General features: G+C 55.5%; 28 protein-coding genes. 16 read left to right on the forward strand and 12 right to left on the reverse strand.

Translation table 11 applies throughout. From position 1 onward, the window contains the following. Positions 1–65 precede the first annotated feature (65 nt). The 3 genes from V1572_RS12090 to ycgZ are packed head-to-tail and all read right to left on the reverse strand — an operon-like array spanning position 66 to position 938. Positions 66–344 carry a biofilm development regulator YmgB/AriR family protein gene (locus tag V1572_RS12090; RefSeq protein ID WP_023327185.1) on the reverse strand — a complete coding sequence of 93 codons (279 nt, stop codon included), beginning with the start codon at positions 342–344 and terminating at the stop codon, positions 66–68. 29 nt (positions 345–373) lie between these two features. Then, complete coding sequence (locus V1572_RS12095; protein ID WP_048222719.1) at positions 374–694, reverse strand: hypothetical protein; 321 nt, start codon at positions 692–694, stop codon at positions 374–376. Positions 695–698: 4 nt separating this feature from the next. Beyond that, a complete protein-coding gene (gene ycgZ, locus V1572_RS12100) occupies positions 699–938 on the reverse strand; it encodes a regulatory protein YcgZ (protein WP_008500634.1) in 240 nt (79 codons plus the stop codon). A 339-nt stretch (positions 939–1,277) separates the two neighbouring features. On the opposite strand from ycgZ, the gene V1572_RS12105 reads away from it, so the two are divergent. From V1572_RS12105 to V1572_RS12145, 9 genes are all read left to right on the forward strand, one after another. Next, positions 1,278–2,498, forward strand: coding sequence for a diguanylate phosphodiesterase (locus V1572_RS12105; protein WP_045910304.1), 1,221 nt, complete (start codon positions 1,278–1,280; stop codon positions 2,496–2,498). 188 nt (positions 2,499–2,686) lie between these two features. After that, positions 2,687–3,415: a MerR family transcriptional regulator gene (locus tag V1572_RS12110; protein WP_039266180.1), complete on the forward strand. Its 729-nt coding sequence runs from the start codon at positions 2,687–2,689 to the stop codon at positions 3,413–3,415. Between the two features lie 313 nt (positions 3,416–3,728). Further along, complete coding sequence (sufA, locus tag V1572_RS12115) at positions 3,729–4,097, forward strand: Fe-S cluster assembly scaffold SufA (protein ID WP_008500631.1); 369 nt, start codon at positions 3,729–3,731, stop codon at positions 4,095–4,097. An 8-nt stretch (positions 4,098–4,105) separates the two neighbouring features. Then, entirely contained in the window at positions 4,106–5,596 is a 1,491-nt protein-coding gene (gene sufB / locus V1572_RS12120; RefSeq protein ID WP_021241107.1) for a Fe-S cluster assembly protein SufB, read from the forward strand. Positions 5,597–5,605: 9 nt separating this feature from the next. Beyond that, positions 5,606–6,352: a Fe-S cluster assembly ATPase SufC gene (sufC, locus tag V1572_RS12125; RefSeq protein ID WP_048027583.1), complete on the forward strand. Its 747-nt coding sequence runs from the start codon at positions 5,606–5,608 to the stop codon at positions 6,350–6,352. Beyond that, the gene (gene sufD / locus V1572_RS12130; protein WP_262796128.1) at positions 6,327–7,598 is read left to right on the forward strand and encodes a Fe-S cluster assembly protein SufD; all 1,272 of its coding nucleotides are present in this window, start codon (positions 6,327–6,329) and stop codon (positions 7,596–7,598) included. Before sufC ends, sufD begins: the two co-directional genes overlap by 26 nt. Then, the gene (sufS, locus tag V1572_RS12135) at positions 7,595–8,815 is read left to right on the forward strand and encodes a cysteine desulfurase SufS (RefSeq protein ID WP_111966839.1); all 1,221 of its coding nucleotides are present in this window, start codon (positions 7,595–7,597) and stop codon (positions 8,813–8,815) included. Before sufD ends, sufS begins: the two co-directional genes overlap by 4 nt. A 14-nt stretch (positions 8,816–8,829) precedes the next feature. Next, on the forward strand, positions 8,830–9,246 hold the full coding sequence (gene sufE, locus V1572_RS12140; protein ID WP_104948772.1) for a cysteine desulfuration protein SufE: 417 nt from the start codon (positions 8,830–8,832) through the stop codon (positions 9,244–9,246). Positions 9,247–9,343: 97 nt separating this feature from the next. Beyond that, complete coding sequence (locus V1572_RS12145; RefSeq protein WP_126534380.1) at positions 9,344–10,357, forward strand: L,D-transpeptidase family protein; 1,014 nt, start codon at positions 9,344–9,346, stop codon at positions 10,355–10,357. A 60-nt stretch (positions 10,358–10,417) separates the two neighbouring features. On the opposite strand, the gene lpp is transcribed toward V1572_RS12145, so the two are convergent. From lpp to V1572_RS12165, 4 genes are all read right to left on the reverse strand, one after another. Beyond that, positions 10,418–10,654: a murein lipoprotein Lpp gene (gene lpp / locus V1572_RS12150; protein ID WP_010430241.1), complete on the reverse strand. Its 237-nt coding sequence runs from the start codon at positions 10,652–10,654 to the stop codon at positions 10,418–10,420. A gap of 309 nt (positions 10,655–10,963) precedes the next feature. Then, on the reverse strand, positions 10,964–12,376 hold the full coding sequence (gene pykF, locus V1572_RS12155) for a pyruvate kinase PykF (RefSeq protein ID WP_045284943.1): 1,413 nt from the start codon (positions 12,374–12,376) through the stop codon (positions 10,964–10,966). Between the two features lie 377 nt (positions 12,377–12,753). After that, on the reverse strand, positions 12,754–13,899 hold the full coding sequence (locus V1572_RS12160) for a trans-sulfuration enzyme family protein (protein WP_395299989.1): 1,146 nt from the start codon (positions 13,897–13,899) through the stop codon (positions 12,754–12,756). Between the two features lie 11 nt (positions 13,900–13,910). Next, positions 13,911–15,281, reverse strand: coding sequence for a cystathionine beta-synthase (locus V1572_RS12165; RefSeq protein ID WP_024909384.1), 1,371 nt, complete (start codon positions 15,279–15,281; stop codon positions 13,911–13,913). 400 nt (positions 15,282–15,681) lie between these two features. Between V1572_RS12165 and V1572_RS12170 the strand changes: the two genes are divergently transcribed. The 4 genes from V1572_RS12170 to fumD all read left to right on the forward strand — a co-directional run bounded on the left by V1572_RS12170 (position 15,682) and on the right by fumD (position 18,521). Then, positions 15,682–16,704 carry a methionine ABC transporter ATP-binding protein gene (locus V1572_RS12170; RefSeq protein WP_048222736.1) on the forward strand — a complete coding sequence of 341 codons (1,023 nt, stop codon included), beginning with the start codon at positions 15,682–15,684 and terminating at the stop codon, positions 16,702–16,704. After that, positions 16,697–17,365 carry a methionine ABC transporter permease gene (locus V1572_RS12175; RefSeq protein ID WP_008500617.1) on the forward strand — a complete coding sequence of 223 codons (669 nt, stop codon included), beginning with the start codon at positions 16,697–16,699 and terminating at the stop codon, positions 17,363–17,365. The genes V1572_RS12170 and V1572_RS12175 overlap by 8 nt, the downstream gene beginning before the upstream one ends. 23 nt (positions 17,366–17,388) lie before the next feature. Beyond that, positions 17,389–18,201, forward strand: a complete 813-nt coding sequence (locus V1572_RS12180) for a MetQ/NlpA family ABC transporter substrate-binding protein (protein WP_008500616.1) — start codon at positions 17,389–17,391, stop codon at positions 18,199–18,201. Positions 18,202–18,311: 110 nt separating this feature from the next. Beyond that, complete coding sequence (fumD, locus tag V1572_RS12185) at positions 18,312–18,521, forward strand: fumarate hydratase FumD (protein ID WP_023343959.1); 210 nt, start codon at positions 18,312–18,314, stop codon at positions 18,519–18,521. Here the strand turns inward: fumD and V1572_RS12190 are convergent. Genes V1572_RS12190 through V1572_RS12205 form a run of 4 tightly spaced genes read right to left on the reverse strand, consistent with a single transcriptional unit; the run spans position 18,502 to position 21,596 of the window. Further along, complete coding sequence (locus V1572_RS12190) at positions 18,502–19,188, reverse strand: amino acid ABC transporter permease (protein ID WP_048030750.1); 687 nt, start codon at positions 19,186–19,188, stop codon at positions 18,502–18,504. The two genes, fumD and V1572_RS12190, sit on opposite strands and share 20 nt — an antisense overlap. Next, on the reverse strand, positions 19,172–19,948 hold the full coding sequence (locus tag V1572_RS12195) for an amino acid ABC transporter permease (protein WP_048030749.1): 777 nt from the start codon (positions 19,946–19,948) through the stop codon (positions 19,172–19,174). The genes V1572_RS12190 and V1572_RS12195 overlap by 17 nt, the downstream gene beginning before the upstream one ends. Then, positions 19,948–20,763, reverse strand: a complete 816-nt coding sequence (locus V1572_RS12200) for an amino acid ABC transporter ATP-binding protein (protein ID WP_048222746.1) — start codon at positions 20,761–20,763, stop codon at positions 19,948–19,950. The genes V1572_RS12195 and V1572_RS12200 overlap by 1 nt, the downstream gene beginning before the upstream one ends. A gap of 2 nt (positions 20,764–20,765) precedes the next feature. Continuing rightward, positions 20,766–21,596: an ABC transporter substrate-binding protein gene (locus V1572_RS12205; RefSeq protein ID WP_080347292.1), complete on the reverse strand. Its 831-nt coding sequence runs from the start codon at positions 21,594–21,596 to the stop codon at positions 20,766–20,768. A 246-nt stretch (positions 21,597–21,842) separates the two neighbouring features. Between V1572_RS12205 and V1572_RS12210 the strand changes: the two genes are divergently transcribed. After that, on the forward strand, positions 21,843–22,010 hold the full coding sequence (locus V1572_RS12210) for a hypothetical protein (protein WP_032666818.1): 168 nt from the start codon (positions 21,843–21,845) through the stop codon (positions 22,008–22,010). 92 nt (positions 22,011–22,102) lie between these two features. Here V1572_RS12210 and V1572_RS12215 read toward each other — a convergent pair whose 3' ends face one another. Beyond that, a complete protein-coding gene (locus V1572_RS12215) occupies positions 22,103–22,243 on the reverse strand; it encodes a hypothetical protein (protein WP_008500607.1) in 141 nt (46 codons plus the stop codon). A gap of 125 nt (positions 22,244–22,368) precedes the next feature. Here V1572_RS12215 and V1572_RS12220 point away from each other — a divergent pair, with 125 nt between their 5' ends. Together V1572_RS12220 and V1572_RS12225 are read left to right on the forward strand one after the other, a co-directional pair. After that, on the forward strand, positions 22,369–23,151 hold the full coding sequence (locus V1572_RS12220) for an MBL fold metallo-hydrolase (protein ID WP_395299147.1): 783 nt from the start codon (positions 22,369–22,371) through the stop codon (positions 23,149–23,151). A 72-nt stretch (positions 23,152–23,223) separates the two neighbouring features. Next, the gene (locus V1572_RS12225) at positions 23,224–23,859 is read left to right on the forward strand and encodes a carbonic anhydrase (RefSeq protein WP_109844381.1); all 636 of its coding nucleotides are present in this window, start codon (positions 23,224–23,226) and stop codon (positions 23,857–23,859) included. Positions 23,860–23,879: the final 20 nt, after the last annotated feature.

The raw sequence follows: 23,879 nt of genomic DNA on the forward strand, positions 1-23,879 counted from the left end.
GTGTCATCGTCAGGCCGATCGTCAGTTTTGACGATGACACGTTAGGGGGCGTGGCGAGCAGGAACTCAGAGATCGTCCATCGTGTAACCCACCACGATTTCCAGCGTCTTGCGAATCACATCCGCCTGAACCACGTCGTTGGTGGCTTCCAGCGTCTGAATGAGCCAGAGGATGATCGCCTTATTGGACAGATGCCCTTCGGAGGCCAGAACACAGCGTACTGCAGTAGAAAAAATAGCGGACTCTTCAGCAAAACGATCGCCTGCATGGCGGAAATACTCCGCCAGCGCACTGTCTAAAAAAGCAGAGTGGTATTCGGGTTGAAGCTGAATATTTTGTCTCATTTGTTCTCACCGTAGCTGTTAAATTGCAGTCAATGTATTTTTTTGGGATCGGACGGTTTTCCACTTCCAAATAACGGCACAACATTGTCTCGGTTATCGTTGAGAGATCCCTCTCTTTTCGTTCGTCCTTGCGCGGTTCTGCGACGTGTAAAGGCGGTGCTGTTTGAGCCGATCTCGGCAATCACCACCGCAAGTGTCTCCCGCCGCTGGGGATCCTTTTCATGTTCTTTCATGACCCGCAGACGCTGTAGCAAGCCTTCAGTTGTCACCGGTCCCCGCTCTTTTAGAAGAGAGAGAACGGCTTCACCGATAAGCTGGTCTATTAGTCGGTCTGCGTTACTGCTATTCATATCCTTACCGTTCGAAGAGCAGACCAAGCAGCATGTGGTAATGCTCTTCCTCTTCCGGGCCGTCGGCTTTTTCGAGGCGACTCAGCAATTTTGTACAAAGCGATTTGCGATTAAGGTTTCGCCCGTCGCTGAGAATTTCAACCACCACCTGGCCCAGCGTTTCCTGCTGGGTAGGAAGCGCGGCTTTTTCGAAGTACTGTGCGATTGCTGCTGCGGAATCTGCGACGTAACCTTTCTGCTGCATGTTTCGCTCCTGTAAAATTTTGTAATCAGTAACGTTACATTTAAGGTATACATAATTTTCAAATCTGTACATCTAAAATGTACAATTTTTTAGATTTTTTACGATATATCTTATAAATCATTTATTTTTCATTGCGTTGGGTTAGCGTTGTGATGGGGGTGGAGTGCAGGATATATTGTACAAAAAGCGTATGTGCTGGTAAGTTGTACAGCCGAGTCAAAAGGTCTCATTAACTGCCGTAAATGGTTGAGATGTAAATTATTTGTCAGGCAATTAATGTGCTATAAATGAACATTACCCACGTCTTTCGTGGCCAAAACCCTAACCCCCAGGAATAGCATGCTCACAACCATCATTTACCGCAGTCATATCTGCGAGGACGTTCCAGTGAAAGCGCTGGAAGCAATGGTCGCTGCTGCAAATCGTAAAAATCGGCAATCCAATGTCACGGGGATCTTGCTGTTTAACGGCACACATTTTTTTCAACTGCTGGAAGGGCCGGTTGAGCACGTTTCGGCTATCTATGAGCAGATCTGCAACGACCCGCGCCACCATAACGTGGTCGAGTTAATGCGCGATCACGGGCCTGTCCGGCGTTTTGGCAACGTGGGTATGGAGCTTTTTGATTTGCGCCACTTCGACAGGGACGAAGTACTGCAGCAGGTGCTCAATAAGGGGACGACACGCTACCAGTTGACGTATAACGACCGCCCTCTGCAGTTTTTCCGCACCTTTGTCGAGGCCACGGAAAAAGCGAACTATTTTGAACTGCCGCCTGCGGACTCATGGGAATTCGTTCGCGAAGAAACGCGCTTGTCCGCGCAACCTGAGGTGGTCGCGAAGGGGGCGGATTGCAGCTTCGCGTTCCAGCCGATAGTCGATCCATTTATGCAGCAGGTTGTCTCCTGGGAGGCGCTTCTCCGCACCCCGTCCGGCGACTCGCCGGGGGCTTATTTCGCCAGCCTTCCGCATGAGGAAGTGTACGCGTCTGATTTGCAAAGCAAGCAGGTGGCGCTCTCCATGGCCAGCGCGCTGGGGTTACAGGACCAGACGTTATCCCTTAACCTGCTGCCTATGACGCTGGTTAACATTCCCAACGCCGTGGATTTTCTGCTCACCGCGATCGAAGCAAACGGTTTTGTACCTGAGCAAATCGTGGTGGAGTTCACCGAGAGCGAAGCCATTTCCCGTTTTGATGAGTTCACGGATTCGGTCAGGCAGTTAAAAAGCGCGGGTATCAGCGTGACGATCGATCACTTTGGTGCCGGTTTTGCCGGGCTGCAGCTACTGGCCCACTTCCAGCCTGACAGAATTAAGATTAATCGTGATTTGGTCGCGAACGTGCATAAAAGTGGCCCCCGACAGGCCATTATTCAGGCCATCATCAAATGCTGTTCCTCGCTTGAAATCCAGTTCTGCGCGGTGGGAGTAGAGAAGGCTGAAGAGTGGATGTGGCTGGAATCTGCGGGGATTTCCCAGTTCCAGGGGCATCTTTTTGCCAGCCCCCGGCACGGCGGGATTCCAGCCATTGCGTGGCCGGAGAAAAAGTTCGAATTGTGATAAAGCTGTACACAATCGGACAGACGTAACTGTACGAACGGTAAATTTTATACAACAATGTATTAACAGGTGAATGGCGTCGTAAGCCATTCACCCTTTCAAAATGCGGTCTTAGTTATACAAATGGTGTGTACAATCTGATAAGGTTGGTGCAGTTAGGTATGGAAGTTCTGAGCGTGAGGGAGTTAATGGCCTATTACAGTATCGGCGAAGTGGCCGAACGATGCGGTATCAACCCCGTTACGCTGCGTGCCTGGCAGCGCCGTTATGGATTGTTGAAGCCGCAGCGCAGCGAAGGGGGTCATCGTCAGTTTGACGATGAAGATATCCTGCGTATCGAAGAGATCAAACGCCTGATGAAGAGCGGCGTTTCGGTCGGGAAAGTAAAAGCCTTGCTGGAAAACAAGGAAGTTCTGACTCAGGGTAACTGGGTCTCGTTCCAGGAAGAGATGATGACCGTTCTGCGCTATGCCAGCCCGGCAAAGCTGCGCGCCAAAGTCGGTGAGTTCCGCCGCGATCACCCGATAGATGCCCTGATTGACAATATTATTTCTCCCGTCCGTCAGCGGATGAACCAGGACCAAAATACCGTGCGTCACATGGCGAGCCTGTTTGACGGGGTCCTGATCGAATTCGCGATCGCAAGCCTGGCGGAGTCTCGCAAAAAAGCCGGTAAAGATGCGCTTCTGATTGGCTGGGAGTGTGATGACCGCACCCATCTGTGGCTTGAAGCCGCGCGCTTATCGCAGAAGGGCTGGCACATTGATGTCCTGGCAGAACCGATTGATTCGCCGCGTCCCGAGCTTTTCCCGGGGCAGAAAATCTTCGTCTGGACGGGGAAATCGCCAACGCCTCGACAGCAGGAACAGCTCGACCACTGGCGTGAGCAGGGTTTTGCTGTCTCATTCCATCATTGAGTGTAAGAGGCCTTGAGGGCCTTTTTTTGTTTTTGTCACTTTCCTTGCAAAGGCTATCTCAAAAATAGGCATTTCCGATGCATATTTTACTTTTCACCTCTCCGCCACAAACCCCACGACGAAATGCATTATTAATCAAAGCATTGAACAATTAAATCCATCCTGCCTGCATCCTGCCACAGGGTCTATGCTTAATAAAAGTAGGCAAAAAGGGCGGTTTAGCCGAATGCCCCTGCTGACAGAGGGTTGAAGTGATAATCGTTATCACTAACATGGTGTTATGCCCTGATGGCTTATCAGATGAGGTGGACCTATGGAACTGCATTCAGAAACCTTTAATCCTGCCGATTTCGCCTGGCGCGGGTTAACGCTCACGCCAGCGGCGGCGGCACATATTCACGAGCTGGTGGCGAAAAAGCCCGAGATCCTTGGTGTGCGTTTAGGTGTCAAACAGACCGGCTGCGCAGGTTTCGGTTACGTGCTTGATACCGTCACCGAACCCGAGAAAGATGACCTTGTGTTCGAGACCGACGGCGCAAAATTGTACGTCGCGCTGCAGGCCATGCCCTTTATCGATGGCACCGAAGTGGATTACGTCCGCGAAGGCTTAAATCAGTTATTCAAATTTCATAACCCGAAAGCCCAGAACGAATGCGGCTGCGGCGAAAGCTTTGGGGTATAGGCGGAACTATGTCTCGTAATACTGAAGCAACGAGTGAAGTAAATACCTGGAGCGGCGGGCACCTCAACTATAAAGAGGGGTTCTTCACCCAGCTGCAGACCGATGAGCTGGCAAAAGGCATCAACGAGGATGTCGTGCGGGCGATTTCGGCGAAACGTAACGAGCCCGAGTGGATGCTGGAGTTTCGCCTGAGTGCCTACCGCGCCTGGCTGGAGATGGAAGAGCCGCACTGGCTGAAAGCGCATTATGACAAGCTGAACTACCAGGATTACAGCTACTACTCCGCGCCGTCCTGCGGCAGCTGTGATGACACCTGCGCCTCGCAGCCCGGCGCGGTGCAGCAAACCGGCGCGGAGAACAGTTTCCTCAGCAAAGAGGTGGAAGAAGCCTTTAACCAACTGGGCGTACCGGTGCGCGAAGGGAAAGAGGTGGCGGTGGACGCTATCTTTGACTCGGTCTCGGTGGCCACCACCTATCGCGAGAAGCTGGCAGAGCAGGGGATCATTTTCTGCTCCTTCGGCGAAGCGATTCACGATCATCCGGAACTGGTGAAAAAGTACATCGGGACCGTAGTGCCTTCAAACGATAACTTCTTTGCGGCGCTTAACGCGGCGGTGGCCTCGGACGGTACCTTTATTTACGTGCCGAAAGGCGTGCGCTGTCCGATGGAGCTTTCCACCTATTTCCGTATTAATGCCGAAAAAACCGGCCAGTTCGAACGTACCATTCTGGTGGCCGATGAGGGGAGCTACGTCAGCTACATCGAAGGGTGCTCTGCCCCGGTCCGCGACAGCTATCAGCTGCACGCGGCGGTGGTGGAGGTCATTATCCATAAAGACGCCGAGGTGAAATACTCGACGGTGCAAAACTGGTTCCCGGGCGACGGCAATACTGGCGGTATCCTGAACTTCGTAACCAAGCGTGCGCTGTGCGAAGGGGAAAACAGCAAAATGTCGTGGACCCAGTCCGAAACCGGTTCGGCCATCACCTGGAAATACCCGAGCTGCATCCTGCGGGGGGATAACTCCATCGGCGAGTTCTACTCGGTGGCGCTCACCAGCGGCCATCAGCAGGCCGATACCGGCACCAAGATGATCCACATTGGTAAAAACACCAAATCGACCATTATCTCGAAAGGTATCTCCGCCGGACACAGCCAGAACAGCTATCGCGGGCTGGTGAAAATCATGCCGACGGCCACCAATGCGCGAAACTTTACCCAGTGTGACTCGATGCTGATTGGCGCAGACTGCGGCGCACATACCTTCCCGTACGTCGAATGCCGCAATAACACGGCCCAGCTGGAGCACGAGGCGACCACGTCACGGATTGGGGAAGATCAGCTCTTCTACTGCCTGCAGCGCGGGATTAGCGAAGAAGACGCCATCTCGATGATTGTCAACGGCTTCTGTAAGGACGTGTTCTCTGAACTGCCGCTGGAATTTGCCGTTGAAGCCCAGAAACTCCTCGCCATAAGTCTTGAACACAGCGTCGGTTAAGGAAAGCACATGTTAAGCATTAAAGATTTACAGGTCAGCGTAGAAGATAAAGCCATCCTGCGTGGCCTCAATTTTGACGTTAAGCCGGGCGAAGTCCACGCCATCATGGGGCCGAACGGTTCCGGGAAAAGTACGCTTTCTGCGACGCTGGCCGGGCGCGAAGATTATGAGGTGACCCACGGCTCGGTCGAGTTTAACGGCAAAGATCTGCTGGAGATGTCGCCGGAAGATCGTGCGGGAGAGGGCATTTTTATGGCCTTCCAGTATCCGGTCGAAATTCCCGGCGTCAGCAACCAGTTCTTCCTGCAAACGGCGCTGAATGCGGTGCGCAAGTATCGCGGGCTGGAGGCGCTGGACCGCTTCGACTTCCAGGATCTGATGGAAGAGAAGATCAGGCTGCTGAAAATGCCGGAAGATCTGCTGACCCGCTCGGTGAACGTCGGTTTTTCCGGCGGCGAGAAAAAGCGTAACGACATTCTGCAGATGGCGGTACTCGAGCCCGAGCTGTGCATTCTGGATGAGACCGATTCCGGTCTGGATATCGACGCCCTGAAGATTGTCGCTGACGGCGTCAACGCCCTGCGCGACGGCAATCGCTCGTTTATTATCGTCACCCACTACCAGCGCATTCTGGACTACATCAAGCCGGATTACGTCCACGTGCTTTACCAGGGGCGCATTGTGAAATCCGGTGATTTTACGCTGGTTAAACAACTGGAGGAGCAGGGTTATGGCTGGCTTACCGAACAGCAGTAATGCGCTCCAGCAGTGGCACCGGCTGTTTGAAGCCCAGGGCGGCACGCGCTCGGCGCAGGCGCAGCAGCATCTGCAGCAGATGCTGCGTCTTGGCCTGCCGACGCGTAAGCATGAGAACTGGAAATATACCCCGCTCGATGGCCTGCTGAACGCCGAGTTTGTTACCCGTCTGGCGGATCTCACCCCAGCGCAGCGCGACGCGTTGGCCTTGCGTGTCGATGCCGTGCGCCTGGTGTTTGTCGATGGCCAGTTCCGTCCAGAACTGAGCGACACGCTCCAGGAGAGCGGCTTTGAGATTGAGATAAACGACGATCGCCAGCGCCTGAGCGCCCCGGTTCAGCCCGAGGTTTTCCTGCACCTGACCGAGAGCCTGGCCCGCAGCGTGACGCATATCGCCGTGAAGCGTAACCAGCGTCCGTCAAAGCCGCTGCTGCTGATGCATATCACTCAGGGTCTGGACGGCGATGAAATCAATACCGCGCACTATCGTCACCATCTTGAGCTGGCGGAGGGCGCGGAGGCCACGGTCATCGAACATTACGTCAGTCTCAATGAGACGCGTCACTTTACCGGGTCGCGTCTGACGATGAACGTGGCGGCGAATGCCCAGCTACACCACATCAAGCTGGCGTTTGAGAATGCGCAGAGCCATCACTTTGCCCATAACGACATTGTCCTGGGACAGGATGCCGCCGCGTACAGCCACAGCTTCCTGCTCGGCGGGGCGGTGCTGCGCCACAACACCAGCACGCAGCTTAACGGGGAAAACACCACGCTGCGCATCAACAGCCTGGCGATGCCGGTTAAATCGGAAGTGTGTGACACGCGCACGTGGCTGGAGCACAACAAAGGCTACTGCAACAGCCGCCAGCTGCACAAAACCATTGTCAGTGATAAAGGGCGTGCGGTGTTTAACGGCCTGATTAACGTGGCGCAGCACGCCATTAAAACCGACGGGCAGATGACCAACAACAATCTTCTGTTAGGGCGACTGGCGGAGGTGGACACCAAACCGCAGCTGGAAATCTACGCGGATGACGTCAAATGCAGCCACGGTGCGACGGTCGGGCGAATCGACGACGAGCAGATGTTCTACCTGCGCTCCCGCGGCATCGGCAAGCAGGCGGCGCAGAAAATGATTATCTACGCGTTTGCCGCCGAACTGACGGAAGCGCTGCACGATGGTCAGTTAAAACTGCAGGTGCTGGATCGGATCGGTCAGCGCCTGCCTGGAGGCGAAGCATGAGTTTTCCCGTCGAGAAAGTACGGGCAGATTTCCCGGTTCTGACCCGTGAAGTAAACGGTCTGCCGCTGGCCTACCTGGACAGCGCGGCCAGCGCGCAGAAGCCGAATCAGGTGGTGGATGCCGAAGCCGAGTTCTATCGCCACGGCTATGCCGCCGTGCATCGCGGTATTCATACCCTGAGCGCCGAGGCGACCCAGCGGATGGAAAACGTGCGCACGCAGCTTGCCGCCTTCCTTAACGCCCGCTCGCCGGAAGAACTGGTCTTTGTTCGCGGGACCACCGAAGGGATTAACCTTGTCGCTAACAGCTGGGGCAACGCGCAGGTTCACGCGGGCGATAACATCATCATCACCCAGATGGAGCACCACGCCAATATCGTGCCGTGGCAGATGCTCTGCGAGCGTGTGGGCGCCCAGCTGCGGGTGATCCCGTTAAATGCGGACGGGACGCTTCAGCTTGAGCAGCTTGACGTCTTGCTGGATGATCGTACGCGGCTGGTGGCGGTTACCCAGGTCTCCAACGTGCTGGGGACAGAAAACCCGGTGGCAGAGATCGTCGAAAAGGCCCATCAGGCGGGCGCAAAGGTCCTGATTGACGGTGCCCAGGCGGTGATGCACCACGCGGTTGACGTCCAGGCGCTGGACTGTGATTTCTACGTCTTTTCAGGCCACAAGCTCTATGGGCCGACCGGGATCGGCGTGCTGTATGTGAAAGAAGACATCCTGCAGGCGATGCCGCCGTGGGAAGGGGGCGGGTCGATGATCGCCACCGTCAGCCTGACGGAAGGCACGACCTACGCGCGCGCGCCGTGGCGTTTTGAGGCGGGCACGCCCAACACCGGGGGGATTATCGGGCTGGGGGCGGCGGTCTCCTACGTCTCTGCCATCGGCCTGGATGCCATTCAGGAGTACGAACAGCTGCTGATGCACTACGCGCTGGCGGAACTTGCCAGCGTGCCGGATTTGACCCTCTACGGGCCTGCCGATCGGCAAGGGGTGATTGCGTTTAATCTCGGTAAACACCACGCCTATGACGTGGGCAGTTTTCTCGATAACTACGGCGTTGCGGTCCGTACCGGGCACCACTGTGCCATGCCGCTGATGGCGTTTTACCAGGTACCGGCAATGTGCCGCGCATCGCTGGTGATGTACAACACGACGGAAGAGGTCGACAGGCTGGTGGCGGGGCTTAAGCGCATTCACCAGTTGCTGGGCTAACGGAGAGGCGAAAGATGGCAGAGCTGCCGGACAAAGATAAATTACTGCGCAACTTCTCGCGTTGCGCAAACTGGGAAGAGAAGTATCTCTATATCATTGAGCTGGGACAACGCTTACCACCGCTCGGTGAAGAGGCGCACAGCGCAGAGAACAGTATTCAGGGCTGTCAGAGCCAGGTGTGGATTGTGATGGCGCAGTCTGATGACGGCACGATCGAATTGCGCGGCGACAGCGATGCCGCCATTGTAAAAGGGCTTATTGCCGTCGTCTTTAGCCTTTACCAGCAGATGTCGGCGCAGGATATCGTCGCGTTCGATGTCCGTCCGTGGTTTGAAAAAATGGCCTTAACCCAACACCTCACCCCGTCCCGTTCTCAGGGACTGGAAGCGATGATTCGCGCCATCCGCGCCAAAGCTGCAATCCTTAGCTAGACTTACAGAACTGCATTCATTCTGTTTCGCGAGGTGGTTCCCGCCTCGCTGGTTTTTCAGCTTTCTGGCGTTCTGTCAGTGAATAAGGAATCTCAGCATGAAGCGCGCGTCTCTCATTACTCTATTACTCCTCAGTTCGCTCGGTGCCCTTAATTCGGCCCGTGCGATGGACTATCCGTTGCCGCCCGCAGGCAGTCGTCTGATTGGGCAAAATCAAACCTACACGATACAGGAAGGGGATAATAAGCTGCAGACCATTGCCCGTCGGTTTAATACGGCGGCGCAGGTGATCCTGGAAACCAACAATACCATTGCGCCGGTAAATCCTGCGCCGGGAACCGTGATAACCATTCCGTCGCAAATGCTGTTGCCGGATACGCCCCGCGAGGGAATTGTGGTGAATCTCGCTGAGCTTCGGCTCTACTACTTCCCGCCGGGGCAAAACATTGTTCAGGTTTTCCCCTTGGGCATTGGTCAGCTGGGGCTGGAAACGCCGGTGACGACCACGCGGGTGAGCCAGAAAATCCCTAATCCGACCTGGACACCCACGCCGGGCATCAGAGCACGCTCTCTGGAACAGGGCATTAAACTGCCTCCGGTGGTTCCTGCCGGGCCAAATAACCCGCTGGGACGCTTCGCGCTGCGTTTAGGCGTGGGGAATGGGGAATATCTTATCCACGGTACCAGCGCGCCGGACAGCGTCGGCCTGCGGGTCAGCTCTGGCTGTATGCGGATGAACGCCCCGGACATTAAGGCCCTGTTCGAACAGGTGCGGGTGGGCACCCGGGTGCAGATTATTAATGAACCCGTGAAGTTTTCCGTTGAGCCGGATGGTAAACGCTATATTGAGGTCCACCGTCCGCTGGCGCAGGTAGAAGGGGAAAATCCACAGGTCTCGCCCATTACCCATTCCGCCGAGTTTGCGACCTTTGTTTCCCAGGCGGGAAGCGATAAGGCGCTAATTGATAAAGCGCTGTCACGTCGCGCCGGGATCCCGGTTATCGTGTCGGCCGGTAGCGGCCCGTCAGCCAGCAATAGCGTGTTGTCGGTACAGAACAGCCGGATATCTGCTGCGGTAGCGGAAGATGAAGGGGAGAAGGTGACGCAGTAGCCGTTTGACGCAGGCAAAAAAAATGGCGCACAATGTGCGCCATTTTATTAACAGGTACTATTACTTACGGTATTTAGTAGCCTGGTTGTCCAGACGCTGGTTAGCGCGAGCTGCGTCGTCTTTAGCAGCCTGAACGTCGGAACGGATTGCGTTCACGTCGTTGCTCAGCTGGTCAACTTTAGCGTTCAGAGTCTGAACGTCAGAAGACAGCTGATCGATTTTAGCGTTGCTGGAGCAACCAGCCAGCAGAGTAGAACCCAGGATTACCGCGCCCAGTACCAGTTTAGTACGATTCATTATTAATACCCTCTAGATTGAGTTAATCTCCATGTAGCGTTACAAGTATTACACAAAGTTTTTTGGGTTGAGAATATTTTTTTGATGGGAATACACCTATTTTTGATCGTTCGCTCAAAGAAGCATCGAATCAGCCGGTTTCGGGTAAAAATCTAAGGAAAAAAAGGCATTTATCATCGGATTCATCTTAGATAATTCGCAATTAAATAGAAAAACCCGATTTGCATTTTGAATGACTTTGGCTAATGCCAGGAATAAAAAAAGCGCCCGACGGGCGCTTTTTATCCAAATTAATTCGTTCGGGAATTATTACAGCACGTGAACAGATGCGGTATTGGTGGTGCCGCTTGGTACCAGCGCGCCAGAAACCATGACCACAACGTCACCTTTCTGTGCCAGACCGCTTTCCAGAGCCAGTGCTTTACCCTGAATGTAGAAATCGTCAGTAGAGGCGATCTCTTTAACCAGATGCGCAACGACGCCTTTGCTCAGCACCAACTGACGAGCGGTGGTTTCGTTGGTGGTCAGGGCCAGGATGGTCGCATCCGGGAAGTATTTACGCACGGCGCGCGCAGATTTACCGCCCTGAGTGGCAACCACGATCAGTGGGGCTTCCAGTTTCTCAGCGGTTTCTACTGCACCGCGGCATACTGCTTCGGTGATACGCAGCTTGCGGCTGTCGTTATTGAAGTCCAGACGGCTGGTCATCACGCGGTCAGTACGTTCACAGATGGTCGCCATGATGCCGACCGCTTCCAGCGGATATTTACCTTTCGCGGATTCGCCGGACAGCATAACCGCATCAGTACCGTCGAGGATGGCGTTTGCCACGTCGCCAGCTTCAGCGCGGGTTGGGCGTGGGTTTTTGATCATGGAGTCCAGCATCTGCGTTGCGGTGATAACCACTTTACGCGCGCGCACACACTTCTCGATCATCATCTTCTGCGCGAAGATCACTTCTTCAACCGGGATTTCAACGCCCAGGTCGCCACGTGCAACCATGATGCCGTCAGACGCTTCGAGGATTTCGTCGAAGTTGTTCAGGCCTTCCTGGTTTTCGATTTTGGAGATGATCTGGATCTTCTCGCCGCCGTGCGCTTTCAGGTGCTCACGGATTTCAACCACGTCGGAACGCTTACGGATGAAGGAGGCCGCGACGAAGTCAACGCCTTGCTCGCAGCCGAAGATCAGGTCCTGTTTGTCTTTTTCAGCCAGGGCTGGCAGCGCGATGGAGACGCCCGGCAGGTTAACGCCTTTGTTTTCGCCCAGGTCGCCGTTGTTCAGCACTTTACAGATAACTTTGTTGCCTTCGATAGCGGTGACTTCCATACCGATCAGGCCATCGTCGACCAGCACGGTGTTACCGACGGACAGATCGCTGGTGAAGCCTTCGTAGGTCACTGCAACGATTTCGCTGTTGCCGACGACGGATTTGTCGGTGGTGAAGGTGAAGGTCTGGCCCGCTTTCAGAGAGACGTCGTTACCGCCTTCCAGTTTGATGGTACGGATTTCTGGACCTTTGGTATCCAGCAGGATGGCCGCTTTTTTACCGGTCTTGCTCATCACGTTGCGCAAGTTCTGGATGCGCTGGCCGTGCTCTGCGTAGTCACCGTGGGAGAAGTTCAGACGCATCACGTTCATGCCGGCGTCCAGCATTTTGCTCAGCATCTCTTCAGATTCGGTTTTCGGGCCGATAGTACAAACAATTTTCGTCTTTTTCATGACAGTCTTAGTCTTTAAGTTGGGAAGGATATGGAAATCTCGCTCCGGGGGCGCACCGCCGCGGAGTCAAACCTGTGTTGCAAAAGAGTATATGACACGCACTAAGGATAGGAGACATCAAATGAGCGTGCAGAAGAAAGTGTGCCTGAGTGACAGCCCAACGAAGGAGAGGAGAAGTTGTACGTTGTTTTTTGTATTCCAAGCGCTGAAACCATTCACCAGGGATTTGGCGCGCATTATACGCTGATTTTAAGATAAAAGGAAAATGGAAACGGTGTTTCAGAAATAATCAATGCGGTTTCACATAATATTGTTATCAAGGCGTTAAGCCATGATGACAACTTGTGGCGGCAGGTGAGTAACCTGCCGCCGTTTGCTTATTTTTGCAGCGCCTGGCTGAGGTCCGCAATCAGGTCTTTAGGATCTTCAATCCCCACCGACAGGCGGATCAGCTGCGGCACAATGCCGTTTGCCAGGCGTTGTTCCAGCGGAATCGAGGCGTGCGTCATACTGTAAGGCTGGCTTACCAGACTCTCCACGCCGCCCAGACTTTCCGCAAGAGTGAACAACTTCAGGTTGCGAATCACCTCGGTGGCGCGTTGCGCATCGCCTTTTACCACGACGGAAATCATGCCACCGGGCAGCGCCATCTGCGTGCGGGCCAGCTGGTACTGTGGATGTGATTCCAGGCCAGGATAGAATACCTTTTCGACCAGAGGATGCTGATCAAGCCATTGCGCAATCGCCAGCGCGTTGGTGCTGTGCTTTTCGACCCTCAGCGCAAGCGTGCGAATACCGCGCAGTGTCAGGAAGCTGCTGAACGGATCCAGGACGCCGCCCACCGCGTTTTGCAGATAGCCCAGCTTGTCCGCCAGTTCCTTGTTGTCCCCGACAATCGCCAGCCCGGCCACCACGTCAGAGTGGCCGTTAAGGTATTTGGTGGCAGAGTGCACCACGATATCGAAACCGGACTCCAGCGGACGGTGGATCACCGGCGACGCGAAGGTGTTATCCGCCACGCTGATGACGTTATGACGACGGGCGATTGCCGCGATGGCCGCCAGATCGGCCAGCTTCAGCAGCGGGTTGGTCGGCGTTTCAACCCATACCATGCGGGTATCCGGGCGAATGGCGGCCTCGAGCCCGGCCAGGTCGTCCGGTTTAACCCAACTGACCTGCAGCCCGGTGCTGCGCTTGCGCACATTTTCGATCAGGCGGTACGTCCCACCGTAAACGTCATCAATGGCGACAATATGGCTGTCTTTATCCAGCAGTTCGAGCACCGTGGAGATGGCCGCCAGACCGGAGGCAAAAGCGTAGCCGCGCGTGCCGCCTTCCAGTTCGGCAATCGCCGTTTCCAGCGCATGGCGGGTAGGGTTGCCGCTGCGGGAGTACTCATAACCGGTATGCTCCCCGGGCGAGGGTTGCGCAAACGTCGAGGTGGCGTAAATCGGCGGCATGACGGCGCCGTGCTGGTCGTTGAATTCGCCGCTGTGTACGCTGAGGGTGGCCAGATTTTTCATCATTGATTCCTTTATTGCTGTAGACGGTTGCGCCATGCGGTCAGAACGTCGCTGCGCGTAATCAGACCGAGAAAACGGTCGTTGTCATTAATGACGGCCACCAGGCCGCGGTCGAAGATGGCGTTCAGGGCGCTTTCCGGCGCGTGTTTATCAAGGAATTCGACCTGACGCGTCATGGCTGCCGTCACCGGCAGCGCGAAGCGATCGCCGTCGCCGCCGATATGCCGCAGAAGATCCCACTCGTCGATAATGCCCACCACCTTGCCGTTCTCCAGCACCGGCAGCTGGGAGATGTCATACAGACGCATGCGCGCCAGGACGGTGGAGAGCGTGTCGTCCGGGGCGGCGGTGACGGTGGCGCCTTCATCGTGGCGCAGGGCGATGTAGTCAGAGAGATCGCCAGCCTGCGGACGCGTGATGAGCCCCTGCTGTCGCATCCAGTCGTCGTTGAACATCTTCGAGAGATATTTATTGCCGCTGTCGCAGGCGAAGGTCACCACCCGCTTCGGCGTGGTTTGCGCCTGGCAATACTTCAGCGCGGCCGCCAGCAGCGTGCCGCTGGAGGAGCCCGCCAGAATGCCCTCCGTTTTCAGCAGCTCGCGCGCGGTGGTGAAGGCCTCGCGGTCGGTGATGCGCCAGGCGCGATTCACCCCTTCAATGTGGGCCAGCGGAGGAATAAAGTCTTCGCCAATTCCCTCAACCAGCCAGGAGCCCGCGTCGTGGTAGCGTCCGGTTTCCACCTGGTCGGCGAGAACGGATCCTGCCGGGTCAGCCAGGACAAATTCCGTGTGCGGAGAGTGCTCGGCGAACCACGCCTGCAGGCCGCCCAGCGTGCCGCCTGAGCCGACGCCCACCACGATGGCGTCGATTTTGCCGTCAAGCTGTTCATACAGTTCCGGCGCCGTGGTGGTGCGGTGCGCCAGCGGGTTGGCTTCGTTGTTGAACTGGTCGATGTAAAACGCGCCGGGCAGTTCGTTCGCCAGACGCTGGGCGTAATCCTGGTAATAGGCAGGATGGCCCTTGTTGACGTCGGAGCGGGTCAGCACCACCTGGGCACCCAGCGCGCGCAGGTGGAAAATCTTCTCGCGGCTCATTTTGTCCGGCACCACCAGGATCAGCGAGTAGCCTTTCTGGGCGGCGATCAGGGCCAGGCCGAGACCGGTATTGCCCGCCGTGGCCTCAATAATTGTGCCGCCTGGCTGCAGCTGGCCGGTACGTTCTGCTTCGTTAATCATCGACAGCGCAACGCGATCCTTAATCGACCCGCCCGGATTTTGGTTTTCCAGCTTCAGGAACAGCGAGCAGGGACCGGTATCAAGCTTATGCAGCTGGATCAGCGGGGTACGACCAATCAGTTCGGTGACGGAGTGATAAATCGTCATGATGTTTTCCTTTCTTGATGTCATGACGGGATGATAGGGCGATGAAATTTTCTCAATAAAGAACCATTCACTGCCGTTTAGAACAGAAAGGAATATAAATGCCATTTCTGGATGGAAGGACAGCAAGACGTAAAGTTGTCTGGATGTGAGGATGGCTATATCGGGATAAAATGCTGCAAAAATGACCGTTTTTTGCGCCCGTCCGCCAGCGGATATGCATCCGGCAGATAATCATTGCTGAAATTGGTTTAAATGCTTCGCACCCGGTAAATCCGCTGTTTATTGCCGAAAGTTATAACACATTCTTTTTTGTTCATTTAAAAGCTGATAACGCCTGTTTACTATCGTTTGGACATCCATACTGCTAAACCGCCACGGGCGGCACGGATAACGAATAAGAATGATTGTACTGAGCAATATTTCGAAGGTTTTTGACAACGGAAAGGTGGCACTCACAGCCGTTGATAATGTCAATTTGACGATAGCACAGGGACAGATATACGGGATCATTGGTTACAGCGGCGCAGGTAAAAGTACGCTTATCCGCCTGCTGAATGGTCTGGAAAAACCGAGCAGCGGCAGCGTAACCATCAACGGGCAGAACATTTCTGCCGCAAAAGGTGAAGCACTGCGCCAGGCGCGGCTGAAGATCAGCATGGTGTTTCAGCACTTCAACCTGCTGTGGTCGCGCACGGTCAGCGAGAATATTGCGTTCTCGATGCAAATTGCTGGCGTACCAAAAGCCGAAATAAAGGCCCGCGTAGCCGAGCTTATTGAACTCGTTGGCCTGAAAGGTCGCGAGCATGCTTATCCGTCACAGCTGAGCGGTGGGCAAAAGCAGCGCGTGGGCATTGCGCGTGCGCTGGCTAATCGCCCGGATGTGCTGCTCTGCGATGAAGCCACCTCCGCGCTTGACCCGCAGACCACCGATCAGATCCTCGATCTGCTGCTGGATATTAACCGTAGGTTCAAGCTGACCATCGTGCTGATCACGCACGAGATGCACGTGGTGCGCAAAATCTGCGACCGCGTGGCAGTGATGGAGAACGGTAAAGTGGTGGAAGAGGGCGACGTGTTGAGCGTCTTTACCCATCCGCAGCAGCCGATTACGCAGCAGTTTGTCCGTCAGGTGAGCCAGTACGCTGAAGAAGAAACCTTCAATACCGAACTGGCAAACGATCTGGAAGGTACGGTTATCAGGCTGACCTTTACCGGGTACAGCACGCACAAACCGATTGTGGGCGAACTGACGCTGCGCTACGGCCTGCCGTTTAACATCCTGCACGGAAAAATGACCCAAACCGCACACGGCGTGTTTGGTCAACTCTGGGTGCACGTCGTGGCATCTGATGAACAACTGAACAATATCCTCGCCGACCTGCAGCACAGCGATATTGAAGGCGAGGTGATTAAACATGGCTGAGAATCTCTTTCCGCATCTCAAGTGGGATCAGCTCTGGGCGGCGACGCTGGAGACGCTGTACATGACCGCGCTTTCCGGCGTGGCGACCTTTGTATTAGGCATCGTGCTGGGTCTGGCGCTGTTTTTAACCGCGCGCGGCGGATTGTTCCACAACCGCACGGTGTATAGCGTCATTTCGATTGTGGTGAACGTGTTCCGCTCGATTCCGTTCATCATTTTGATTGTGCTGCTGATCCCGTTCACCAAGACCGTTGTCGGCACCATTCTTGGCGCCAACGCGGCGCTGCCGGCCCTGATTGTGGGGGCCGCACCGTTCTACGCACGCCTGGTGGAAATCGCCCTGCGTGAAGTGGATAAAGGCGTGATTGAAGCGACGCGTTCGATGGGCGCACGACTGAGCACGCTCGTATTTCGGGTTTTACTGCCGGAATCATCACCTGCACTGGTATCGGGTATTACGGTAACGCTGATTGCGCTGGTGAGCTACAGCGCAATGGCGGGGGTGATTGGCGCCGGTGGTTTGGGAAATCTGGCTTATCTGGAAGGATTCCAGCGCAACCATGGTGACGTCACGCTGGTGGCAACGGTGACCATTCTGATCATCGTTTTCATTATCCAGTTCTGCGGCGATGTCATTACTTCACTGTTAGATAAACGCTAATAAATACACACAGGAACCACATCATGAAAAAGACACTGACACTGATCGCCGCTGCAACCCTGAGCGCCCTGAGCTTCGCCTCCTGGGCCGACACCCTGACCGTGGGCGCATCCAATACGCCGCATGCGGAAATTCTGGAGCAGGCAAAGCCGATTCTGGCGAAGCAGGGTATCGACCTGGAGATTAAACCGTTCCAGGACTACATTCTGCCGAACACCGCGCTGGCGGGTCATGACATCGATGCGAACTATTTCCAGCACATTCCTTACCTGAACAGCGTGCTGAAAGATCATGCGGGCGATAAGGACTACGATTTTGTCAGTGCGGGCGCGATCCACATTGAGCCAATCGGCATCTACTCCAAAAAATACAAGTCGCTGAAAGACCTGCCGGAAGGTGGCAAGATCATCATGCGTGACGCGGTTTCTGAAGAGGGTCGTATTCTTTCCATCTTCGAGAAAGAGGGCGTGATCAAGCTGAAGCCGGGCATCGATAAAGTGACCGCGCGCATCAGCGACATCGTCGAGAACCCGAAAAAGCTGAAGTTCACGCCTAACGTGGAAGCGTCTCTGCTGCCGCAGATGTACAACAACAACGAAGGCGATGCGGTGGTGATTAACGCCAACTACGCGATTGACGCCGGTCTGGATCCGGTTCACGACCCGATTGCGGTTGAGAGCGGTGAAAACAATCCGTATGCCAACATTATCACCGTGCATCGCGGTGACGAGAAGAAGAAAGACATCGTCGCGCTGGTGAACGTGCTGCACTCGAAAGAGATTCAGGACTGGATCCGCACCAAGTACAAAGGCGCGGTCATTCCAGTAAACAACTAATTATCTGATTTTACAGATGAAGCCCGGCGAGTTCCTCGCCGGGCTTCTTTTTTGTATCCGGCAGGAGAATCATTTAAGCTCAACGTTTAACAGGCAATGGAGTGATGACGATGGGTAACGTGACCAAAGATGAAGCGCTGTATCAGGAGATGTGCCGGGTGGTCGGGAAGGTCGTGCTTGAGATGCGTGATTTAGGGCAGGAGCCAAAGCATATTGTCATTGCCGGGGTACTGCGTACCGCGCTGGCGAACCAGCGCGTGAAACGCAGTGCATTGACAACCGAGGCAATGGAAACGGTGGTTAAAGCGCTGGCCGGGTAAGGCGCCAGCGTTTTGCAAGCTGCTCGAGCGAGCAGCAGAGCAGGTAGTAGACCACGCCCGTAAAGATAAAAATGGCCGCCGGGTAGATTTGCACCCGGTTGTTGACCTGTCCCGCCACCGTGGTCAGCTCCGGGACGTTCACGATAAACGCCAGCGACGTATCCTTCAGCAGGCTGATAAAAATCCCCACCAGCGACGGCAGAATATTTCTCAGCGCCTGCGGCAGCAGCACGCGCCACAGGGTTTGCTGCGTGCTGAATCCCTGTGACAGCGCGGCTTCGAACTGCCCGGTCGGCAGCGCGCTCAGTCCGGCCAGCACTGAGTGCATCACGGTGGCCGCCGTAAACCAGGCCAGCGCCAGCGTGACGGTCAGCGCCCCGGGCAGATCGCCCCCGGTCATGAGCGGCAGGAGATACCACATCCAGAAAATCACGAAGATGAGTGGGATCCCGCGAATCAGCTCTGCCCATAAAAAGAGGACTTTTCGCACGAGCCCGGTAAAGCGCCAGGCCAGGCACGCGAGCAGTATCCCTCCGGGCAGAGCGATAACCGCAGCGCCTGCTGCCATCATTAACGAAAGCAGCACGCCTCCCGGTTCACCGGCTGCCGCGCGTCCCCACAGCAGATAATCGAGGTTATCGGTGATGACATTAAGTCCGGCAATCATGTTTTTCACTCCCTGTGGTGGCGACGATCGGGCGTTTACGTTTCGCCTGCGGCCCAAGGCGGACCAGCACCATTCCCATGACCAGACCAGTCAGCAGATAGAGTGCAGTACCGAGGGTAAATGCCTCCAGCGCGTGTGCGTTAAAGCTTTCGATCTGCCTGACCTGGTAGGTGAGCTCGGCGAAGCCAATCCCGCTGGCGAGCGAGGAGAGCTTCATCAGGTTGAGATACTGGCCCACAACGGGCTGCCAGGCGTTAGCCAGCCCCTGCGGCAGCAGGATGTAGCGAAATACGCGCCATGCTGAGAATCCCTGGGCCAGCGCCGCCTCCCGTTGCCCGACTGGCACAGAACGCAACCCGGCTTCCACTTCTTCGATTAAAAACGCCGAGGTAAAAACGCCCAGCCCCCAGGCAGAGCATAAAAATTCGGGCGTAAACCACCAGACGTCGCCGGGCAGAATGGACCAGCTGTGATCGGCGTTGACCACGTCGCGAAACGCCTGCGGCAGCCCGTTCCAGGCGGCAAAATACCAGAACAGCAGCTGCACCAGCAGCGGCGTATTGCGAAACAGCGATACCCAGCCGCTGACGATCGCTTTCCCGACGCGTCCACCGGACAGGCGCAGGAGCATAAAGAGCAGTGCGAGCAGGCTGGCCAGCGCGATCCCCGCCAGCGTCACCCACAAGGTGGTGAGAAATCCGGAAAGTATCCACTGCAGAGGCTGTCCGGTCAGTACCCCCTGCCAGTCGAGCGCGGGCATTACAGATGCTCCTGATGCAGCGGATCCAGCACCTTTTGCAGGAAACGCTGCGCGCGCGGATGCGCTGGCTGGCTGAAAAACTGCGCTGGCGGCGCGGTTTCCAGAATTTGCCCGCCGTCGATAAAGACAATCCGGTCGGCGATTTCCCGGGCAAACTGCATCTCATGGGTCACCACGATCATCGTGATCCCGCTGTGGGCGAGGGCTTTCATCACGAACAGCACTTCACCAATCATCTCCGGATCCAGCGCGGAGGTGGGTTCATCGAACAGAATGATTTGCGGTGAAGAGGCGAGGGCGCGGGCTATCGCCACGCGCTGCTGCTGTCCGCCGGATAGCTCTGCCGGGAAATGGTGGGCCTTTTCCAGCATCCCCACTTTCTCCAGCAGGGCCAGCGCGCGCGCCTGGGCTGGCTGTGGCTTCCAGCCGTGAACGTGCTCCAGTGCCAGGGTGATGTTCTGGCTGGCGGTGAGATGGGCATAAAGATTGAACTGCTGGAATACAAACCCCACGCGGCTTCGCAGCTGGCGCAACCCGCTACCGGAGAGCTTTCCGGTAGGCTTGTTGTCGACCAGGATCTCTCCGCCGCTCAGGGGTTCAAGCTGGTTGATAAGACGAATCAGGGTGGATTTACCGGAACCCGACGGGCCGAGGATAGCAACCACTTCACCGGGCGTGATGGTGAGGTTAATGTCGTTCAAAACCTGATGGTCACCGTAGCGTTTGTCCACATGACGAAACTCGACGCTGGCCTGTTCCAGATGTGAAAAATCCGCGGCACCGGCCGCGGAGTGTGAAAATAAACCTGAGAGCATAATTACCTGGCTTCTATTTTAAAGCCGCGAGGCTGTGGAGCAGGGGTGCCAGGACCAAACCAGACATCATAGATTTTTGCCGCCTGACCGGTCTTCTCGAGATTAACCAGCTCGTCGTTGACGGCTTTCAGCAGTGCCGTTTCACCTTTCTTCACCCCCACGCCGATCTCTTCTTTACTGAGCAGGTCAGGCAGGATTTTGAAGTTGGCTTTGTCCGGCGCCTGCGCCAGCAGACCGGCCAGAATGGTGCTGTCCTGAGTGATGGCCTGTACGTTGCCGTTGCGCAGTGCGGTCAGCGCCAGGGGAATGTCGTCATAAGAGAGGACACGGGACTGCGGGAAACGCTGGTGCAGCGCCTGCTCGCCTGTTGTGCCTTTGACTGCGCCAATGCGCGCCCGGCTATAGTCATCGAGCTTGTCCGGTGATTTCGCCGGAACCAGGAACTGCTGGCCAGTGACGAAGTAAGGCGTCGAGAAATCAATGACCTGTGCGCGTTCCGGGGTGATAGTAATATCCGCCACGATCAGGTCGGCTTTGCCGGACTGCAGCAGCGGAATGCGGTTGGCCGGATTGGTGGCAACCAGTTCAAGCTTCACGCCGAGCGATTTTGCCAGCGCTTTGGCGAAGTCCACGTCGTAACCCACGATCTCATGCGTTTTGGCATCAATCGAGCCAAACGGCGGGTTGGCATCAAACGTGGCCACTTTCACCACCCCTGCTGCCTTGATATCCGCCAGCTGATCGGCCTGCGCCTGCGCTGAAAACAGGCCCCAGGCTGCCACTACGCCCAGAGCCAGCGTCCGTTTTTTAAACCCTTTCATTTTTGCTGCCATAGTCATTCGCTATCCCGTTGTTTTTGTTTTACCCCGTTACGCTCCCATAAGGGAAAGCTATCGCCAAATAAGAAATCGTTCTTTGCTATGAGCAAAAAAGCATTAGTGAACAAGGTGTTAATGAAGAGTGAAAAGGGCGAGGGTGCTATTTGCAGATCCTGCACATCGACAGTGGATTTTGGTATTTCCCCTGCACGGGATTGGGGTGCTTAACTGAAGGCAGATACGGCGAGAGAGGGTAAGACGATGAAAAAATGGATCAGCACGTTACGGCGGTTTTTTGCGGCCCGGCCAGCGAATGCGGAGAACAGCGCGCAACGTGTTCTTGAGTCGATACTGCCTGTCGCCAGCCTGTATGGCGTAGACGTTGCCAACATTGACCCGGAGTGGTTCCATGATAAAACGCCACGCTGAACTGCGCCGCACGCGTGAAACGTACTGGAACGAAGTGTGCGTGACGTTTAACGAGTGAAATAAAAAAGCACCGGTTTCCCGGTGCTTTTTTATTAGATCTTGCAGGCGTCGCCGCAGTCGTCGTCGGCGATAATCGCCTGCGCTTTTTTATCCGCGTCGTCCAGACGTTCTGCATTACGCTCTTCTGCTTCATCCAGACCGTTAAACACTAAGTTATCGAGATCAATTTCCATGTTGCACCTGCTCTGTTCAGTTTTCGATACTGGCACAGTATAGGGCAAAAAAAGCCAGCAATGTACCTCGCAGCACATAAGGATAATCCCTGCCATACTCAGTGCTTTATCGCTGAGGAGAGCACATGATTACACTCTGTAAAACCTGTGGAACCGCCTACGATACGCAGCCGGACAGATGCCCAATTTGTGAGGATGAACGCCAGTATGTGCCCATCACGGGGCAGGCGTGGACCGATCTCGATACCGTCAACGCGACGCACAGCAACAAATGGCAGCAGCTGGAGCCGGGATTGTTCGGTATCAAAACCGTTCCGGCGTTTGCTATCAACCAGCGGGCGCTGCTTTTGCAAACGCCGCACGGCAATATCCTCTGGGACTGCATCGCCAACATTGACCCGGCAACCAAAACGCTTATTAACGCCCTCGGCGGCATCAGCGCGATTGCGATTTCACACCCGCACTATTACACCACGATGCAGGAGTGGGCTGCGGCGTTTGACGCGCCGGTGTACCTGCACGCCAGCGACAGAGAGTGGGTGATGCGCGACAGCCCAGCCATTCATTTCTGGGAAGGCGATGCGCTGGAGATTTTCCCGTCTGTTACCCTGCTGCGTCTGGGCGGGCATTTTGCCGGGGGAACGGTGCTGCACTGGCAGGAGGGGGACGGGGTGCTGCTGGTGGGCGATATTCTGCAGGTCACGCCGGGTAAAGACGCCGTCTCGTTTATGTGGAGCTACCCGAACTATCTTCCGCTGCCGGCCCGCGCCGTGGCGTCCGTCGTAAGTCATCTGGAAGGCAGGACGTTTGAACGTCTGTACGGCGCGTTCGAAGGGCAGAACATCCTCGCTAACGCGGACGAAATTGTGCAGCGGTCGGGCCAGAAATATATTGCTTGTCTGAAGTAAACCACGATGGGTAAACTTTACGAGTGTGATCTCGATCATACCTAAACTAAAACAGATAAAAGAGACATTGCTATGCAACATATCATTGAAGGTTTTCTCAGCTTTCAAAAAGAGATTTTCCCGCAACGTAAAGAACTCTTCCGCAGTTTAGCGTCCAGCCAGAATCCCAAAGCGCTGTTCATCTCATGCTCCGACAGCCGTCTGGTCCCGGAACTGGTCACCCAGCAAGAGCCAGGACAACTCTTTGTCATTCGTAATGCTGGCAACATTGTGCCGCCGTTCGGACCGGAGCCAGGCGGTGTGTCCGCTACCATCGAATACGCCGTCGTGGCGCTGGGCGTCACGGATATCGTGATTTGCGGTCACTCCAACTGCGGCGCGATGAAGGCGATTGCCGATAACGCGAACCTGGAGCCGATGCCTGCCGTGTCACACTGGCTGCGCTATTCCGACGCGGCAAAAGCCGTGGTAGAGAAGAAAACCTGGGATAAGCCGATCGATAAAGTGAATGCGATGGTGCAGGAAAACGTCTTTGCGCAACTGAGCAACATCAAGACCCATCCGTCCGTCGCGGTGGGCCTGCGTAATAACTCCATCCGACTGCACGGCTGGGTGTACGACATTGAAAGCGGCGAAATCCTCGCGCTGGATAAAGCGACGAAAAGCTTCGTCTCGCTGTCGGAAAACCCGGAAGTCTTCTTCGAGTAACCCGCAACAGCAGGGCACGG

The organism is Enterobacter quasiroggenkampii (assembly GCF_043972695.1).
Lineage (GTDB): Bacteria > Pseudomonadota > Gammaproteobacteria > Enterobacterales > Enterobacteriaceae > Enterobacter > Enterobacter quasiroggenkampii.

Bases quoted from the DNA above. Each gene is read 5' to 3' on its own strand.
- V1572_RS12225 (WP_109844381.1), top strand. From the start codon at position 23,224: ATGCAACATATCATTGAAGGTTTTCTCAGCTTTCAAAAAGAGATTTTC.
- V1572_RS12200 (WP_048222746.1), bottom strand. From the start codon at position 20,763: ATGCTCTCAGGTTTATTTTCACACTCCGCGGCCGGTGCCGCGGATTTT.
- sufC (WP_048027583.1), top strand. From the start codon at position 5,606: ATGTTAAGCATTAAAGATTTACAGGTCAGCGTAGAAGATAAAGCCATC.
- V1572_RS12090 (WP_023327185.1), bottom strand. From the start codon at position 344: ATGAGACAAAATATTCAGCTTCAACCCGAATACCACTCTGCTTTTTTA.
- sufE (WP_104948772.1), top strand. From the start codon at position 8,830: ATGGCAGAGCTGCCGGACAAAGATAAATTACTGCGCAACTTCTCGCGT.
- fumD (WP_023343959.1), top strand. From the start codon at position 18,312: ATGGGTAACGTGACCAAAGATGAAGCGCTGTATCAGGAGATGTGCCGG.
- ycgZ (WP_008500634.1), bottom strand. From the start codon at position 938: ATGCAGCAGAAAGGTTACGTCGCAGATTCCGCAGCAGCAATCGCACAG.
- lpp (WP_010430241.1), bottom strand. From the start codon at position 10,654: ATGAATCGTACTAAACTGGTACTGGGCGCGGTAATCCTGGGTTCTACT.
- V1572_RS12105 (WP_045910304.1), top strand. From the start codon at position 1,278: ATGCTCACAACCATCATTTACCGCAGTCATATCTGCGAGGACGTTCCA.
- sufA (WP_008500631.1), top strand. From the start codon at position 3,729: ATGGAACTGCATTCAGAAACCTTTAATCCTGCCGATTTCGCCTGGCGC.
- sufB (WP_021241107.1), top strand. From the start codon at position 4,106: ATGTCTCGTAATACTGAAGCAACGAGTGAAGTAAATACCTGGAGCGGC.
- V1572_RS12210 (WP_032666818.1), top strand. From the start codon at position 21,843: ATGAAAAAATGGATCAGCACGTTACGGCGGTTTTTTGCGGCCCGGCCA.
- V1572_RS12145 (WP_126534380.1), top strand. From the start codon at position 9,344: ATGAAGCGCGCGTCTCTCATTACTCTATTACTCCTCAGTTCGCTCGGT.
- V1572_RS12215 (WP_008500607.1), bottom strand. From the start codon at position 22,243: ATGGAAATTGATCTCGATAACTTAGTGTTTAACGGTCTGGATGAAGCA.
- V1572_RS12160 (WP_395299989.1), bottom strand. From the start codon at position 13,899: ATGAAAAATCTGGCCACCCTCAGCGTACACAGCGGCGAATTCAACGAC.
- V1572_RS12095 (WP_048222719.1), bottom strand. From the start codon at position 694: ATGAATAGCAGTAACGCAGACCGACTAATAGACCAGCTTATCGGTGAA.
- V1572_RS12175 (WP_008500617.1), top strand. From the start codon at position 16,697: ATGGCTGAGAATCTCTTTCCGCATCTCAAGTGGGATCAGCTCTGGGCG.
- V1572_RS12170 (WP_048222736.1), top strand. From the start codon at position 15,682: ATGATTGTACTGAGCAATATTTCGAAGGTTTTTGACAACGGAAAGGTG.
- pykF (WP_045284943.1), bottom strand. From the start codon at position 12,376: ATGAAAAAGACGAAAATTGTTTGTACTATCGGCCCGAAAACCGAATCT.
- V1572_RS12205 (WP_080347292.1), bottom strand. From the start codon at position 21,596: ATGGCAGCAAAAATGAAAGGGTTTAAAAAACGGACGCTGGCTCTGGGC.
- sufS (WP_111966839.1), top strand. From the start codon at position 7,595: ATGAGTTTTCCCGTCGAGAAAGTACGGGCAGATTTCCCGGTTCTGACC.
- V1572_RS12165 (WP_024909384.1), bottom strand. From the start codon at position 15,281: ATGACGATTTATCACTCCGTCACCGAACTGATTGGTCGTACCCCGCTG.
- V1572_RS12220 (WP_395299147.1), top strand. From the start codon at position 22,369: ATGATTACACTCTGTAAAACCTGTGGAACCGCCTACGATACGCAGCCG.
- V1572_RS12195 (WP_048030749.1), bottom strand. From the start codon at position 19,948: ATGCCCGCGCTCGACTGGCAGGGGGTACTGACCGGACAGCCTCTGCAG.
- sufD (WP_262796128.1), top strand. From the start codon at position 6,327: ATGGCTGGCTTACCGAACAGCAGTAATGCGCTCCAGCAGTGGCACCGG.
- V1572_RS12110 (WP_039266180.1), top strand. From the start codon at position 2,687: ATGGCCTATTACAGTATCGGCGAAGTGGCCGAACGATGCGGTATCAAC.
- V1572_RS12180 (WP_008500616.1), top strand. From the start codon at position 17,389: ATGAAAAAGACACTGACACTGATCGCCGCTGCAACCCTGAGCGCCCTG.
- V1572_RS12190 (WP_048030750.1), bottom strand. From the start codon at position 19,188: ATGATTGCCGGACTTAATGTCATCACCGATAACCTCGATTATCTGCTG.